The sequence below is a fragment of the Paenibacillus filicis genome (genome assembly GCF_038070315.1).
In the GTDB taxonomy this organism is placed as follows: domain Bacteria; phylum Bacillota; class Bacilli; order Paenibacillales; family NBRC-103111; genus Paenibacillus_G; species Paenibacillus_G filicis.
In genome coordinates, this window is record NZ_JBBPCC010000015.1 from 23493 (window position 1) to 40062 (window position 16570).

Annotated in this window: 15 protein-coding genes; 2 read left to right on the top strand and 13 right to left on the bottom strand. The window is 46.1% G+C overall.

Annotated elements, in window-relative coordinates; all coding sequences use genetic code 11:
- Positions 1–7 precede the first annotated feature (7 nt).
- From WMW72_RS21405 to WMW72_RS21415, 3 genes are read right to left on the bottom strand one after another with little or no spacing between them, the layout of a single operon-like run.
- The gene (locus WMW72_RS21405) at positions 8–1549 is read right to left on the bottom strand and encodes a response regulator (protein ID WP_341417607.1); all 1542 of its coding nucleotides are present in this window, start codon (positions 1547–1549) and stop codon (positions 8–10) included.
- Positions 1524–2990 carry a sensor histidine kinase gene (locus WMW72_RS21410; protein WP_341417608.1) on the bottom strand — a complete coding sequence of 489 codons (1467 nt, stop codon included), beginning with the start codon at positions 2988–2990 and terminating at the stop codon, positions 1524–1526. Before WMW72_RS21410 ends, WMW72_RS21405 begins: the two co-directional genes overlap by 26 nt.
- On the bottom strand, positions 2987–3964 hold the full coding sequence (locus tag WMW72_RS21415) for a substrate-binding domain-containing protein (RefSeq protein ID WP_423227579.1): 978 nt from the start codon (positions 3962–3964) through the stop codon (positions 2987–2989). Before WMW72_RS21415 ends, WMW72_RS21410 begins: the two co-directional genes overlap by 4 nt.
- A gap of 210 nt (positions 3965–4174) precedes the next feature.
- Here WMW72_RS21415 and WMW72_RS21420 point away from each other — a divergent pair, with 210 nt between their 5' ends.
- Both WMW72_RS21420 and WMW72_RS21425 read left to right on the top strand, forming a co-directional pair.
- Positions 4175–5101, top strand: a complete 927-nt coding sequence (locus tag WMW72_RS21420; protein ID WP_341417610.1) for a hypothetical protein — start codon at positions 4175–4177, stop codon at positions 5099–5101.
- 605 nt (positions 5102–5706) lie between these two features.
- Positions 5707–6915, top strand: a complete 1209-nt coding sequence (locus WMW72_RS21425) for an IS256 family transposase (RefSeq protein ID WP_341417611.1) — start codon at positions 5707–5709, stop codon at positions 6913–6915.
- A gap of 283 nt (positions 6916–7198) precedes the next feature.
- On the opposite strand, the gene WMW72_RS21430 is transcribed toward WMW72_RS21425, so the two are convergent.
- From WMW72_RS21430 to WMW72_RS21475, 10 genes are all read right to left on the bottom strand, one after another.
- Positions 7199–7501 carry a hypothetical protein gene (locus WMW72_RS21430; protein WP_341417612.1) on the bottom strand — a complete coding sequence of 101 codons (303 nt, stop codon included), beginning with the start codon at positions 7499–7501 and terminating at the stop codon, positions 7199–7201.
- Between the two features lie 11 nt (positions 7502–7512).
- Complete coding sequence (locus tag WMW72_RS21435) at positions 7513–7872, bottom strand: papain fold toxin domain-containing protein (RefSeq protein WP_341417613.1); 360 nt, start codon at positions 7870–7872, stop codon at positions 7513–7515.
- Between the two features lie 103 nt (positions 7873–7975).
- Positions 7976–8488 carry a hypothetical protein gene (locus WMW72_RS21440; protein ID WP_341417615.1) on the bottom strand — a complete coding sequence of 171 codons (513 nt, stop codon included), beginning with the start codon at positions 8486–8488 and terminating at the stop codon, positions 7976–7978.
- 48 nt (positions 8489–8536) lie between these two features.
- Positions 8537–8851 carry a hypothetical protein gene (locus WMW72_RS21445; RefSeq protein ID WP_341417616.1) on the bottom strand — a complete coding sequence of 105 codons (315 nt, stop codon included), beginning with the start codon at positions 8849–8851 and terminating at the stop codon, positions 8537–8539.
- Positions 8852–9205: 354 nt separating this feature from the next.
- Positions 9206–9589, bottom strand: coding sequence for a hypothetical protein (locus tag WMW72_RS21450; RefSeq protein ID WP_341417617.1), 384 nt, complete (start codon positions 9587–9589; stop codon positions 9206–9208).
- 52 nt (positions 9590–9641) lie between these two features.
- On the bottom strand, positions 9642–9995 hold the full coding sequence (locus WMW72_RS21455; protein ID WP_341417618.1) for a hypothetical protein: 354 nt from the start codon (positions 9993–9995) through the stop codon (positions 9642–9644).
- 289 nt (positions 9996–10284) lie between these two features.
- Positions 10285–11187 (bottom strand): RHS repeat domain-containing protein, encoded by a 903-nt coding sequence (locus tag WMW72_RS21460; RefSeq protein ID WP_341417619.1) that lies wholly within the window; start codon positions 11185–11187, stop codon positions 10285–10287.
- Positions 11188–11400: 213 nt separating this feature from the next.
- Complete coding sequence (locus WMW72_RS21465; protein ID WP_341417620.1) at positions 11401–12978, bottom strand: glycoside hydrolase family 3 protein; 1578 nt, start codon at positions 12976–12978, stop codon at positions 11401–11403.
- On the bottom strand, positions 12975–14573 hold the full coding sequence (locus WMW72_RS21470) for a response regulator (RefSeq protein WP_341417621.1): 1599 nt from the start codon (positions 14571–14573) through the stop codon (positions 12975–12977). Before WMW72_RS21470 ends, WMW72_RS21465 begins: the two co-directional genes overlap by 4 nt.
- Positions 14570–16489 (bottom strand): sensor histidine kinase, encoded by a 1920-nt coding sequence (locus WMW72_RS21475; protein WP_341417622.1) that lies wholly within the window; start codon positions 16487–16489, stop codon positions 14570–14572. The genes WMW72_RS21470 and WMW72_RS21475 overlap by 4 nt, the downstream gene beginning before the upstream one ends.
- Positions 16490–16570: the final 81 nt, after the last annotated feature.

Here is a 16570-nt window from a genome sequence, read left to right on the forward strand (position 1 = left end):
TCGGCTATCAGCCCTTCTTGCCGAGGAGCGTCCTTCTATACTCGGTCGGCGAGACGTCGCACATCTTCTTGAACACTTTGCTGAAATAGTTCGGATCGTGATAGCCGATCTCGAACGTAATTTCCTTCAAGCTTTTGTCGGGATCGCCCATCAGCTTCTTCGCTCTCTCGATGCGGCATTCGGTCAAAAAGTCGATATAGTTGATGCCAAGCTGCTCCTTGAACATTTTGCTAATGTAAAAAGGGCTTAAATTCACCTTCTGTCCGATTAACTCCAGCGACATATCTTCCTGAGAATTCTCCACGATATACTGCTTGATCTGATGGATCGTATCCGGCTCCACCTGGTCATAATGCTCCACGTACGACTGCCGCATCCGGTCAAGCAGCAGACCCGATTCGGCGAGAAGCTGCCGATAATCCTGCGCCTGGAATGAGAAAACCGAAGTCTGTGTTTCGACGCCCATTTCCGCCAGCACCCGCGCGGCTAGCCAAAGCAGCTCCAGCACGCGCTGCTGCGCCAGCAGCATATCCGCACCTTCGTTCTCGTAACGCCGAACAAAATCGATCACATCGGTTCGAACCTGCTCCCATTGCCCCTGCCGAATATGCTCGAAGTACTGCTTTTCCAGCTGCTTGATCGGATATCCGTCACGGGCGGAGGCCATTATGGGCGTATCGGCATAGAACCGGTATTTGACCGGAAGTGCCGTATCCGTCGAGGCGATCAGCGCCTCCTGGTAGGACTGTCGAATTTGCTCCAGTGATTCGCATGCGTTTCCGATGCCGACAAACCAGCCCGGACCCGGATTGGACTTTGCAACGGTGAGCAAATCGCGCGCGAGCGAAGTGGCTTGCGCACGGAATGACTGGTCGGCATTTCGAAAGACGATAATCGGAATTTGCCGGCCATAAAGCGCGCCGACCCATCCGCTTCCTGTTCTTCGTATGCTCTCTTTGACCTCCGCATAGCAGCTTTCCGACTCTAGTGGCAGCATGACGATCATGACGAATTTCTCTCTCGTCATCTTCGTACCGAGCAGCCCGACAAGCTCGTCCAGATGCACCTCGTGTACATGATCGAATAGCAGCTGCGTCACGATATCCGTTTCGATGAGCCTCATGGCTTTTTGCAGCACGGCCTGCTGAAGCTTGCTCGTCTGGAGCGAGATTCGCTCCTCTTCGATCTGCTTCAGCACCTTCCCGACCGCCTCCACGATTTCGCTCACTTTGCTTGGCTTTAATATATAATCCTTTACGCCCAGTTTGATCGCTTGGATGGCGAATTCGAACGTATCGAGCGCCGTCACCATGATGAATTTGATGCCGGGATGATTCCCGCTAATGTGTTCGATGGCTTCAAGCCCATTTATCCCGGGCATCTTAATATCCATAAAGATCAAATCTGGCCGGAACTCTTCCGCCATCTGGATGGATATTTTTCCATTTCTAGCCTGCTTGATCGCAAGGCCGGCAAAGTTGTTCTGCAAAATCGCTTGCAAGCCATCTCGCTCCGTCTGCTCGTCATCCACGATGAGAAGCTTGATCATAGGTTTCCGTTCTCCTTGTTTTCGGTATTTTCAATAGGATCTTCGTACCGCGGCCAGCTCCGCTGCTGATTTCGATAATATCCTCGCGGCCGTAAAAGAGCCGAAGCCGCCTGATGACATTACTGAGCCCTATGCCAGTCGAATGCCCTTCCGTTTCGACACTCTTTTCCTCCAAAATCTCCTTGATCTTCTGATCCGACATTCCTTTCCCGTCATCCTCGATTTCAATCGTTACCATCTCGCCTCCATCCCGCACACGGAACCAAATCGTACCGCCTTCCTCCTCCGGTTCAACGGCATGAATAACGGCATTCTCTACGATCGGCTGAAACGTAAGGCCGGGCAGCTGCACGTTCAGGCACGCTTCTTCGATATGCTCTTCGAATCGCAGCCGATCAGCAAATCGCGCTTTTTGGATGTCCATATACTGCCGCAGCACTTCGACTTCCTGATAGAGCGCAACCGATCTGTCCAGCCGCTTTAAGTTGTAGCGGAGCAGCCCGGCGACGCTCGCCAGCAGATTGCTCGTTTCTTCAGAGCCTTCCAGGTACGCTTTCTTTGAGAGCGTATTTAGCGTATTGAATAAAAAGTGCGGATTAATCTGGCTTTGCAGGCTGCGAAGCTGGCTTTCCTGAAGCAGCAGCTTGTTTTGCTGCAGCTCGTTCTCAAGCTGCGCCGTCTGCTGAATTTCCGAGATCAGGTTATTGATATTGATCCGCATGCGATCGAACATTTTGGCGAGAAAGGCAATTTCATCGTTGGACTCTACCTCGATCTGCAAATCAAAACGCCCTTTGGATAATTCTTTGGCCGCTTGCGTCAGCTTCAGCACCGGCCTTGTAATACTGATCGAGAACCAATAGGTGAACAGAAGCAGAAGAAAAGTAATGAGCAGCAGCAGCCAAATACCAAGCTTGTTGAGCCCTTCAGACTGCTCAATAATTCCGCGATAGAAGCGATCATACGTTTTCAAGTCGGTGTCGAGCAGCGTCAGCGTAATTTCGGATATATACTTGGATATCCGGCTCGCTTCCAGAAAAGCTTTATTCGAATCCTCGGTTTCCTTCTCCGATTGGAATAGGAGCGACCGGTCCGTCGTTTCGATGAAACTGTCAATGAGGTTCATATAGTTGGTAAGCGCAAAGTCGTTATCCATATTCCGCAAATGGAAAACTTCGAATTTCGCTTTGCGTACCTGCTCCTTGCTTAGATTCACTTGCTCCAAATTCACATGGGTCGGAGCAAGCAAATAGTTGTAAAGCGCCGTTACCGCCTGTTGGCTTGCGCTTGTCACTTCGTTCATGAGCAAATAACGCTGCAGGATGTCATTGTATTGATTTTGCGTTTTTTGGTTGTAGTAGGTAAGTAGGATCCAAATCACCACCATGATGAATAGAACGATAGCGGCCAACGTCCATATTTTCTTCTGGATACCATTCATCGCACATCCGTCGCCTTTAACATTTGAATTTCCGTAAAATAACCGTCTGGATGTAGAGGAATCGTCTCTCCGTTCAGCCACTCGATCATTAATTTCACGCTCTGCCGTCCCATCTGCTCGGGAGACTGCTGGATGATGCCGCTCAGCCTGCCTTTCTTCAGCAGCGACAACGTTTCCGTCCCGTCATCGAACGAATAAATGTGGTACAGCTTCACTTGCGAGCGCCTGCCGATTTCCTGAATCATCGCGCCTGCAATGTTCGCATTGACAGCGACGAAAGCATCCACGTTCGGCAAGCGGTTCATCAAACCCTGTGTTGTAGCGATGACCTGCTCTCGCGCGTCCGGTGTAACCGCATACTCCGTTTGGATGTCCGGATAACCGTCAAGCAAATTCCGAATGCCCTTCAGCCGCTGCTTCTGATAATACTCCTCGCGATTGTCTCCGATCATGATCACCCTGCCCGACTTTCCCAGGTCGGACAGAAGCTGCCTCGCGATCATTTGCCCGGCCAAGTATTGATCGGAGCCGACGTATGTTCTTCTTTGGCTTTCCACCATGGGAACGTCATTCGCTACGGTAATGATCGGAATGCCATAGAAAGCGGCTTTAATTTTCGTCAAGCTTTTAAAATCGTCCGTGTCGAGTCCTTGCACGATAATCCCGTCCACTTTGGAATGGATGGCAATTTCAATCCTTTTCAAAAAATCTTCCTGATTTTTGCCGTAGCTTCCCCATACCTCCATACTCGCATCATTCTTCTTCGCTTCGTCGAGCGCTCCGACCCCAACCTTCTCCCAGAACGGCGTATCCAGCTCCTGCGTAATCAGCACGAGCCGATGCTTCGCTTGATTGTCAGCGGATATACGCGGCAGCTGCCAGTCGGAGCGAAACACTTTATCGGCGGATTCGATGGTAAAATAAAGTAAGACAGCGCATACAATACCAATCATATAAATAAATATTTTCCGCACATGGAAGCTCTCCGTTTCCCTAGTAAGCTACTCCCATCGTATCATCCGCCTGCGGAATGTTCAATTAGATTCGCCTTCGATTGCGCAAATAAAAACACGTGTGGCCCTCTGTAAGCTTAGAATTATCGGTCATTTATTTAAGTGTTTGATTCCGTTTAATGACTTATAATGAAAGACATCACATACACATCGCAATGAGGGGTGGGGTTCATGAGTACCATCATAAACAGGATTTTGAAACAAATTGGCGATCCAGAATTATTAGATAAACTCCTGTCCCTGTCCAAAGCAGACTTAAATTCTCTACTTCTAGAGCTTTTTGAAAAACAAACGGAAAAACTTACTCCTGCGGATGTCTTAAAGACATTTCAATCAAACCGATTTTCTACGCAAAGCGAGGTTAATCCAGCTAAATTTCATGCCTTAGAAACACAACTATTAGCGGCAGCGAAGGAAATGGATATAGAAACTGTTCTACTTTCGCCATCTGCTCCTCTTGGTAGTTGTAGTGCTTTTGGATGCGTAGACCAGTACAATGTGGTAAGTGCATTACGGGGTACTGAAACTCTTTCTGATCCCTCCAATATGTTGGCCATTATTATGGCAGACAAATTAAAGAGAAGGATAGAAAATAATACTCCCCCTTTGCACTATGCTACAACTGCAAGAGTTATTAGAGCGCAAGCATTTTCCGGGAAAGGATTTTCTGCTCATTTTGGTCTATTTTGTTTGGTATCTTCGGGTAAAGATAGCGGTTCTTACATCTGCGAAAAAGAACTATGGATAAAGCACTTGCTTTTCTACAAAGAGTTACTCCATGAACATTACAACGCAAAACTATCGATTGTTTTGCGAAAAAGAGGCGGTTATACGGACGGCGATTGTTTCTTCACCCGTATGACCGAACTAGTGAAAATTACGCTGCCTGACACACAGCTTACTCTTGACTATGACACCGAGGACAATAAGTATTATCAAGGTATCAATTTCAAGATATATATGGAAACTGATGATGAAAAAATAGAAATTGGCGATGGTGGAATTGTGGACTGGATGAATCAAATGCTCGGAAGCAAAAAGGAACGATGCTTGATCAGCGGCATCGGACTAGATCGACTGCTTATGTTGGGTGTATAAACCGCAAGCTGGTTGTAGGCAAGATGGTTTTGATTACGATGCCTTGCCGATCATACGTGGCGGGGAGAAGCAGAGCCTTCCACAAAAAGAATTTTACCTGCTGTACAAGCTGCTGTCTTTCCGGACCGTATCTTAACCCGCATCCAGCTGATGGACGAAATCTGGGGATGCAAAGCGAAAGGACGGATACCACGATCAATGTGCATATCAACCGCCTGCGGAAGCGGTTTGAAGGGTATCCCGAATTTAACTGGTGTCCGTCCGCGGCCTCGGGTATAAGGCGGTGCTGAATCTATGAAGAGATTGGAGCATATGGATCAAAGAAAAAAACAACCTTGTCCGTGTTATTATGAACTGTAACCTTAACTATGGACAGTTTTGAAAAACGGTTACTATAGTCTTAAGCAGTTAGGAGATGACTTCTGAATTCATCGAGGCAACTGAAAAAGTTCATATCATAAAACAGGTACTCTTTCACGATGTTCGAGAAAGAGTACCTGTTTTATCATTCTAGGTGGGTCTGTAAAATAGAACGTGGAACCTTTGAAATCGAGAAAAGTTGGGCATACTGACATCATAGAAAACTTGATTCGGAGGAAACCAAGATGACCGAGAAATTTTGGACCAAAAAAGATATTCGTGCTTTTGTCGATGAACACAAGTTCCAATCCGTGGAACACATTCAAGCGACGCTGAAGGACATGTTCAAAGATGTACTGGAGGAAGCGTTGAAAGCAGAATTGGATACTCAGCTCGACTATGCGCGCTACGACCAGAACAAAGCCACAAAGAACAGCCGCAACGGCTACGGGAAAAAGACCGTGCATACCGAGTATGGCGATATGGAGATTCAGGTGCCGCGGGACCGACTGGGTGAGTTTAATCCCGTCGTGATCAAGAAGAATCAAACCAACGTAACCGGGATTGAAGACCAGGTCGTCGCCCTGTACGCGAAAGGTGTCAGCACCCGCGACATTCAGGATCATCTGCAGAACCTGTACGGGATTGAAGTTTCACCAACTCTCATTTCTAATATAACCAATAAAATCGTACCGCTCATCAAGGAATGGCAGAGTCGGCCGCTTCAACCGGTTTATGCGGTCGTCTTTCTCGATGCAATTCACTTCAAAGTCAAGCATGACGGGGCCATTGTGAACAAGGCGGCCTATATGGTCATTGGGGTTGATCTGGATGGCAACAAAGATGTGCTGGGCATCTGGATTGGCGAGAACGAATCGGCCAAGTTCTGGCTAAGCGTCTTGAATGAGCTCAAAAACCGAGGCGTCCAAGACATCCTGCTCGTCTGCGTGGACAACCTGACCGGCTTCAGCCAGGCGATTAGCGCCAGCTTTCCGAAAACGGATATCCAAAAGTGCATCATACACCAAATTGGCAGTTCTACACGCTATGTGTCCTACAAAGATCTGAAACGAGTCACGGCTGATCTCAAGCCGATCTACAAAGCACCGACGGAGGAAGCTGCGAGGGCGGAACTAGATCGGTTTGAGGAAGAATGGGGAACGAAATACCCGTTACTCGTGAAGTCATGGCGACAGAATTGGGAGGAGCTCTCGACCTTCTTTGCTTATCCGCCGGAGTTGCGCAAGCTCATCTACACGACCAATATGATCGAGGGCTACCATCGGCAGCTGCGGAAGGTCACCAAGGGTAAAAGCATCTTTCCGACCGATGAATCGCTGCTGAAGATGCTGTACCTGGCGACCATGGATGTACTGCGGAAATGGACAGGGCGGGTGCAGAACTGGGGCCAAATTCTGCTGCAGCTCACGGTATTTTATCCGGAGCGCGTCTAAGTGCGCTAAGCAGCTTGATACGGAGGGGGCGGGCCTGATAGGCTGATCGCCGGAGCGAAAAGGGCCCACAGCCTCCTTCCCCCATCGCGGGTGCATCGGGCCCGCCAGAGGCTCCGGGTCAAGCTGCGGCTCGCTGTTTGCTAGATTCTGCTTTCAAAGGTTACACTTTTTAATTGACAGTCTCCGGCAAAGTGTAATTTTGGATTTTATAGAAAGAAAACCACTCCACGAGGTGGCTCCAATGAATAAAAATACGTTCTAGTTATTCAATGACCATTTCCTGTTAACGTGTATTTTCCGCGAAAAAATCATCTAGTAACTCATAGAACCTATCGAAAGCATCATTGTCGTTGCTTGAGAAAAAAGTAATCAGTTCAGCCCAACTATGAGTTGTATTTATATTATATCGCCGTTGAATATATCCTTGAAATTCAGAAAGAAAAAAATAATTAGGTTCTTTATTTACTTCGTTATGATAGGCTATGTAACCATTCAGATATGCCTGGAGTAGATGTAAAGATTTTTTCCCGATATACATACCAGGTCTTTGTTTCACTTCTTGGATTTTTTTATATAATATATCCACACTTATCCTCCTTATTTTATACTTGTTCTAGTAATAGTCCTATTACCAACACCATAGAAATCGTTTAACCAATCTTGATAAGATATACCATTGGTATGAATATTATCGTAAACCTTATCTTCATACAATATTCCTGTATGGTATCCATTTTGACTAATAGCTTCAGTCCCGTAAGTATCACTTACTATGAAACCTTTTGAATCGTATTTTATGGATACCTGTTCCCCACTCAGACCTTTTTTCGCCAAATAAGATTTCATATCATTTGCAGCCTCAGCGCATTGACAGTTTCCGTATTTACCCGCAATTGCAGATAGTGTCTTTCCCGAAGAACTTTGTAGTATCGTAAAAGTCTTACGTCTGTTGAACAATTAGCCGATTTTACTCCATTTGGAATCGTAATCGAAACCTCTAACATCAACTCTTGGCTGGATAACTTCTAGCCCAATTGATCCAAATGGATGGTTAATGGAGCTAAAGGTTTAGGGCCTGGAAGTGAATTTTTCTTGCTAGTGTCCGTCTATTGTCATACGTTGATGGCTTGTACAATTGCTTGATTTCTGAAGCCGTAAGCGTCTTTTTCAATAGATTAAATCCCATCGTACTTTCAATCTGATGAATACTGTAAGGTTGCGATTTCAGCCAGCCTAACGTTACGCCTTCAACGGGTGCTGTGAATTGAACATGCTTGAGTACAGAGCCTGTCATATTCGTAAAGAATGATCGTGTCAGCAATTCAATGGCTCTGCGCTTGGGTGAGAATTTTCTGAGTTCCTTGTGACTCGGTCGAATTTCCATACGCAGAAGCCCCTCTGCCTGTTCGATGATTTCATGCCCCTCCTTCGTATCCCTACATTGCTTCTGCTTATCGTAAAACATCACCTCTCTGTTCTTATTTTTATGCCCAGCCGTTTCCAGATGCCCATAGGTGTATGGTTTCATGAACGGAACACTCATTCGTTGGATTTCTGCGAGATAATCACTCACCTGATTCCCCACCTTAAAATTCCAACAAACATCTAGCCGTTTTTCTACTTACCAATCCGCCGCGCTAACTTCGATTTGAAATAATTCAATCATGCGTTCTTGTAACCTTTTGAAAAAGAGCGGAATATCCTTTTCTTGAAGGAGCGTTACATTGTTTCCATAGAGAAACTTGGGGATCGAAACTTGCAAAACGAGGGTTCTGCTGTTGTCGTAGTAATGAATATATGGGATTTGTTCATCTTTCATTTTATAAGTTGTTTTCAGTAATCCTGTTGATTTGTCCAAATATGTAGTAGATTCATGAGGTATGGAATTTAACTCAGGATAAACAGGGGATACTTTCATTTTTATGGTATCAAACAATAGGCATACTCTCCTTCCAAAATATTGGGCTACTTTCGATATGTTATAAGAAGCTTGGCTATAATTGATGTAATTTAGAGGTTGATTGTCTCCTTTCAAGAGCAATTTACCAAAATCGGATTTTAAAAGTCAATCTTTCGGGAAATTTTTTTAATGTTGCTTTGTAAGAACTTTGCTCATTAGAGCCTTTTAGTTAGTTATGGATGTATTTCTTCAGCAACAAATACAGTAGCAACAATGATTAATTAAGAAAAACCACAACACGAGGTGGATCTGTAACCCCTAAGAGATCACTTTTTTCAAGTGTCCATCTTATGGGTTACAGTTCAAGTCGCATTGTGGTTTCTCGTCATACTATCTTTGGAACTGTCGATAGCGTATCAATAGAATTTCATTGTCATCGTGAGGAATGAAGTCTACCCAGTACGTTTCGTACTCAGTAGTAATATATTCACGATTATTATAGCACATCATCGAATCTTTAATGAGAGTTTCAGTGGGAATTCCATATTTTATCAATACATCTTTTAATGCATTTAACATTGATTCATCAGGATTCTGGAAATCTATACTAAAAAGCTCAAGGTCCCCAACTATATCGCAAGAAAATGCACTCTGTTTTTCTAATTCATAAAACTCAAAGCCTTCACTGGGGTTATGTCTTTCGTCAACTGAAATTCCATACTTTTCTGCTATTTCAAAGAAATCCGTAATATCAGGAAATTTTTTTCTTATCATTGAATACTACCTCCGTAGCATTAAAATTAAGTAACTTATGAAGATATATACATTAAATTGCAGGAATAGGAATCGCAGGTAGGCCAGGAATAGGTATGGTTGGAAATAGCTCCTGCCACCAAGATTTACTGCCATTTATAGACTGATCGAGCATTTTCAAATAATCATTTACTTCACTCTTTGCTTCCGTAATTGGAACAAATACCTCTTTTCCGTTTTTCTCCTTTCTGTAAAAAGAGTAAATCGCTTCACCAGCATTCGGGTATTCTATTTTCATCTCAATTTGCCCCATTATAGGAATACCAGTCATTTTGTTGAGTTTATGACCTTCTTTGTAGTTCCCATCAGTTTTATACAAGGCTAGTTGAGGTTTCGGATCTTTACCATTAACCGGTTGACCTCCCATGCTTCTAAAGTTGAATTAACAACTACATCAGCTTCATAGGTTTTATACCGACCAAGCATATTTTTTTTGTTTTAGAAGTTATACTTTGCTCAAGAGTAGTAGCAAGACCACTTTCTTCCAACTGCTTTGAGGTATGAAGTTGTGCTATTTCATGAAATGCTAAGAAAATGTTATTCTTATTTTCCTGATATACAAGATTACTTATTATGCTTGAATTAAATGCCCCTGAGCATAGCCGAATATGTTCTCAAATCAGGAACTTTCATATGCCCACTGGGATCACTGTACCTCAGCGGATTATTCTCCACATACGTATCAAATTCAAACTCAGCGGATTGGCAATATCCCCTTCATACGTATCCTCATTAATAAACCGTCCTATGCTTGGATCATACCATCTGGCTCGCAAATACTGCAATCCGGTGCTGCTATCCCAATACTCTCCGCTATAACGGAATGGTTGTTGAACTTGCTCCTGAGTAGTTAATGGATTTCCCCAAATATCATACGTATAGGTATTCACTACCTGTCCCGCTGCATTCACAAGCCCTACCACATCACCATGTCCATTATGCATGTAATATGTTTTTGTGCCTGCTGCATCTACCCGTGCAACGAGTCGATTTCCTCGAATATAACTGGCCTTGCGCGTCACTACACTTCCAACTACCTGGCCCTCAGCTATAATATTTGATCCATCATAGTAATAACGCGTCGTGTTCCCATTCTCACTTCGCTCAGTCAGAAGGCCGTCACCATTGTACTTGTAGCTTACTGAATTTCCTTGACCTCCCTTTACCATTGTCAAGCGATTTTTTTTATCATACGTAAAGCTTTGATCCGTCAGCATCATCGGCTTCATACTCTGCAAAGTTTGAAGGCTGCAGCGGCTGTCATACGTATAATTTTCCTGGTACTCGCTAGAGGTTTGAATCCGGCTTAACTTATCGTACACAAAACTCTGCGATTGGCCGTCTTGCACTCGCAATGTCTGGTTACCTTTAAGATTGTTCGTGTATTGATAGTTATGCAATGTCCCTTTGCCCGTCTGTACATGGATTAACGTACTTTTAAGTCCCTCATAGGTCCAGGTCCATGTACTTGTCAAACCTTGCAACAACTGAACGGTGGCGGGCAGGTTGTTCTGTTTGCATAAATAGGTCGCATCCCACTGAGCTGGATTCGTCCCCACCTTCTCCAAACGATTAGATTTATTTAGTACATCGAATTAACGCGGAGAAGGAATAAGTAGTAAACATAAAAAAATAGCCTGTCGAGGATTTTCTCAACAGGCTACGGGTGTAAGCTCTACACTTGTAGAACGTACACTCCCTTTCAATAATCTCGATGGATCTCCTTTTCGTTGCTTCGCTTACTTACCGTATGAACCCGCAACGAATGATGCTTAGTCATGTGCCAATAACTCGCGACGGATTTCAAATTCTCCGGCGATCGCATCGATGAGCAATCGTGCGGTAAACTCAACATCGCCATAAGTATTGATCAGCGTATCGATAGGTGCCTCATACTCTTTATGAACAAAGGGATGGAAATGGGACACGAAAATCACCGGAGTCCCCAATCTCATCCATCCGCCCATCATGTTCCGGGCAACCTCGTCATGCAGGCGAGCCACATTAAGGCCATAATCCTGACGGCTGCCTATGGAGCAGAGGATCAGATCATAGGTTCCAGATATCGCCGCATGGAATAGCTTGTCCGGCCCCGGATCGACCCACTGATCGACACGGTCGCAATATCGCGCAAGTTCCGTATGGATCCGTGCATATAAGTCTTTATAATGATCAGCCTTGTTCATGATCACGACATGCAAAATCCGCATTCCGCGACGCAGTGGAAACGGAACAAGTCCCTCCCGGTCTCTTACCAGCGTCAGGCTCTCCTTAGTTACGCGTTCTGCTAATCGTGCCAGTTCTGCATGGTCCGGCTGCGTACGCTCGGGTAAACTTCCTGACATGAGCCCCATCTGTTCCTTCAGGGACAGCACTCGGCTGGCACGATCCAGCAGCGTCTCCCGGCTTAGTTTGCCTTCGGCGTGGCAGCGTTCCATTTCCACGTAGAAGCGCTCGTCAATGTGGGGGAACAGCAGCATGTCGCAGCCGCTCTCCAGCGCTGCGGCACAAGCATCGTAGTAATTCATATAGCCGACCAATCCGCCCATGTTGACGGCATCAGAAATGATTAAACCTTGGAAATCAAGCTCCCCGCGCAGAAGATCTTGTAGAAGAGGCCGTGATACGGTCGCCGGAGGATAGAGCCCCCGCTCATCGGGCTTGTCGAAGGCCGGCAATGCGATATGTCCCGGCATCACTGCCATCGCCCCTGCCTCGATAAGCTCCTTGAACACCCGGCCCGGCCCCTCGTGCCATTCTTCCACGGAAAGCGGGTTGACCGACGTTGTCAAATGCTGGTCATAGGTATCCCATCCGTCACCCGGGAAGTGTTTAATCGTAGCCATCATGCCATTGTCTTGCAGCCCGCGCATATAAGCTCCGGCGATCTTGATCACCTGTTCCGGACGTTGTCCCGCACTGCGACCGGAGACGACCGGACTGTCTGGATGGCCGGCAAGATCAGCGACCGGAGAGAAATTCCAATTAAATCCGCATGCTCCAGCCAGCAAAGCTGTGGATTTCCCAATCGCATAAACCAGCTCTGCGGAATCGGCCTGGCCGAACCCCATCATCTGGGGAAACCGTTGCGAACCGTGAATCATTTCGCCCGGACCGTTCTCCAGATCGCTGACGATAAACGGCGGAATCTCGCAAGTCGAGCGAAAAGAGGATATTGCCGCGCTTAGGGCCTCCACTTCCCCCCCAAAGAAAAACATGGCCCCAAACTCCGAAGCCGATGTTCCAGCTTGAACGTTGGTCGGACAGCATACTTGATTCAGCAATCTGCGAAAATCCCACTGATCTGCGATTTCGCGCATACGCGAGGATGGCTTAATGGTAAATTTCAATCGATATTCTCCTCCTTGGGTACAACGATTGGAACATGTAAACTCGTCGTCCGCATACGGTATTCCATGGGGGATATCCCCTCGGCTTCGCGGAAGACTTTGTTGAAATGCTTCGGGTTATCGAAACCGACCTTGGCACTGATTTCATAAACTTTTAGCAAGCTGTGATCCAGTAATTCCTTGGCCTTGGTCAACCTAAGCTTCTTAATATATTGAATCAGGCTCATGCCCGTGTACTCCTTGAATACGGAACTAAAATAGGAGTAGTTGAACGAGACGTGATTAGAGACCATGGCCAGATTAAGATCCTTACGCTCGTAATTTCTATCAATAAATTCCAGAGCGGCTCGCATTTCCTTTTGATTAAGATGAGTCGATTTGACTTCACGGATAAAATCGTTCAAGCGGTCCAACAGATTCTCTACACCATGATAGTAACTGTGAAAACTGGGCGATTGGTACAAGCTGCCGATTTGCCGGTAAAGCTTGAGAATTTCAACAGCCTCCTCGCCATAGATGAAGAACACTCGGTCAAAAATCAGCTCGTTGATGGCCTTGCTGATTTCCTCCATATACGAGATGTCGTATCGCAATATCTTCGGATATTCCAGCACCTTGATCAGCAAAGTCTTGATCTCCTGCTCTCGCTCGGTTCCAAGCATATTGCCGATTTTGATGATTTCTTCCCTCGGTATTTCCCTGCAATGCGGCTTATCCTTGATCTGGCTATAACGAATCATTCCTGGAGCCGATTTAAGGAAGAAATACCGCAGCGCTTTAAGCGCTTGAAGGTAGGCTTCCCTGAACCGTTCAGGCTCCTCCGTCCAATCGCTAACCCCCATCTGGCAGGATTTCAAGCGTCCTTGACCAAGATGATCCAGCAGCTCGTTTAGCCGCCGCTCATCCCGGACCAGAACGAGGCTTCGCCCCTCCTTGTCCGTAAAGCGCCACTCGCCAGGCTGCCCCGTATTGCGCAGAAATTCATCGATGCGCGTTTGCAGAACGACATTTCCCTCTGCGCGTCCTTCCAGCTCCACCGCCTGCACAAGACCTAGGCAATAGCCGGCTTGAAGCTCCGATATTCCGGATTTCTCCAACTTCTCAGCCACTTCTCCGTCGCTCATTCCATCGTTTAACAGCACATATTGGATTTCGCTCTGCCGGTATGCTTCTTCCTTTAGGGCTGCTGCACTGAGCATACCTTGAATCTCCTCGTCTCGCTTCAGCTCATGCTCCAGACGGATGAGCGTTTGATGAAGCTCACCTCGGACAATCGGCTTTAACAAGTAATCTCGAACCTCATACCGGATCGCTTGCTTGGCGTATTCGAAATCATCGTAGCCGCTAACGATAACCACAGCCGGCCTATGTTCAAGCTGCCGTAAAAGTCCGATGAGCGTAATTCCGTCCATGATCGGCATCCTAATGTCCGTGATCATAATATCTATCGCGTTCGAGCCAAGAATCTCCAAAGCTTCTTCGCCGTCTTCTGCAAAATAGAATTGATAAAAGTCGGGAAACTCACGCTCGAGCATCGCCCGAATCCCAACCCGAATAAATTCCTCATCATCCACGATCAACAGAGTTCGTTTCATTCAGCCATCCCTCCTGACAGGATTAAATAGGGAATTTTAATCGTGACTTCCGTATACTCGCCCTCTATGCTAGCCATACGAACCCCACTGCCCTGACCATAGTGAAGCCGAATACGTAAATTGACATTGCGCAGTCCGATGCCGCTGCCTGCATGAACTGAACGGTCACGTTTACCGATGATCTCATACCCGCTCCCGCCGCCCATGGATGCATCCGCGGTCATGGAATCCTGATCGAAGAGATCATTAATTTCTTGCAAGCGTTTATCCGGAATGCCAGCCCCATTGTCTCGGATGACAATATAGATAAACCCCTCTCTTTCATAAGCGGAAATTTCGATAATCAGACTGCGCTTACGAATTCTCGAAGAGTTCATCCCGTGTTTAAGCGCGTTCTCCACGATCGGCTGGAGCGACATCTTTAGAATCTCCTGCTGCTGCAGACGCTCAGACAGCTTGATACGTAAATCCAGTCTCCCGCTATATCGGATGTTCATGATGGAGATATAGTTTTGAATGTGCTGAATTTCCTCATAGAGATGAACATAATGATGGGTCCAGTGAAGGTTGTAACGCATCATGCCGCCTAACGAAGTCAATGTATCGGAGATGACCAATTGTCCCTCGATTTCTGCCATCATCTTCAGATTCTCCAGCGTATTATACAGAAAGTGGGCGTCGATTTGATTCCTTAAGGAGTTGAGCTCCGCTTCCTGTGAGATTGCTTGCTTGTTGACCGCCACGATGATCAGTTCGTTCATTTTTTTTAGCATCTGACGGAATTGACTGCCCAGCTCTCCCACCTCGTCTCCCCCGAGATGAGGAATTTCCACATTGAAGTCCCCTTGGCGAACCTTCTTCATCGATTCTCGCAGCAGATGAAGACGTTTGAGAATAACGGAGAGCAGCTTATAGGTAATGATGGACAGAATGATGACTAACAGCAGGGTGGAGCCTATGATGGCTAACCTCGTTTTGTTCATGTCGTTATACGAGGATTCCAGCGAAACCACGGTCAACAAGTGGCTATCCAGCCGATCCAGATTCGTGTACACACACAAATAAGGAATCCCGTTATGACTAAATTGGAAGCTGCCCTCGTCTCCCCGAGTCTTTTGCATGAACTCCCGCTTGATTTCTTCGGGTGTAATCTTCTCATAGAACAAGGATGTCCCATTGTAATACAAGAGGGATTCGCGATCAATTACCATCAGCTGTGAGGAATGATCCTGAAGATTGCCGTATATTTTGGAGAAGAACACATCCGACTTCATATTCACTTGTAGCAGACCCAGGTGACGATCAAGCGGATATTTGATTTCTTGAATTAAGCTGACGAACGTGTAATTTCTGCTGTTTTCCGGCGATTCAGTAACGAGAGGATGGTCCGCCCCTGTATAAATCGTCCACCAAGAAGGTTCAGATTGGGCCTTATATTTCTTCACCCACTCTTCGCCCGCAATCCGGCTTTCCTTAAAAATAATAGGCCAGATTTCGTGTGCAAACTTATTGTCCGTAAACACTCGCAGATTACTGATGTTTGGGTTGTTGTACAAAATATGCTGCAGATTGTTATACGGGCCCGCATTGAAATTAAATAGTTCCTCTGCACTGATGTCATAATTGTTGAGAAGATAATTCAGCACGTCGCGATCTGCCAGCGTCAGCTGTGCCGTCCGCTCCATCCCCTCCATGTTGTTCAGAATATTATTCTTCTCCGTGCCGAGAAAATAGGCGTTTTTATTGATGATACTCGTGATGTTGCCACGATAGTTGGCTCCAAGCAGATAACTTGAAAATACGATGGTCGGGATTAGAATGACGAGAACATACGTCAGAATCAGCTTTGCTTGAATAGAAAGCTGACCGAAAAGGCCGTCGATAGACCTTTTTGCACTAACGATAAGTTTTCTCATCGATAATCTACCCCCTTCCGTCGAAGTTGAATGATAGAGAAGAAACCCAGGCAAGCCCGGCGCTAAGGCCGGACTTGTCCA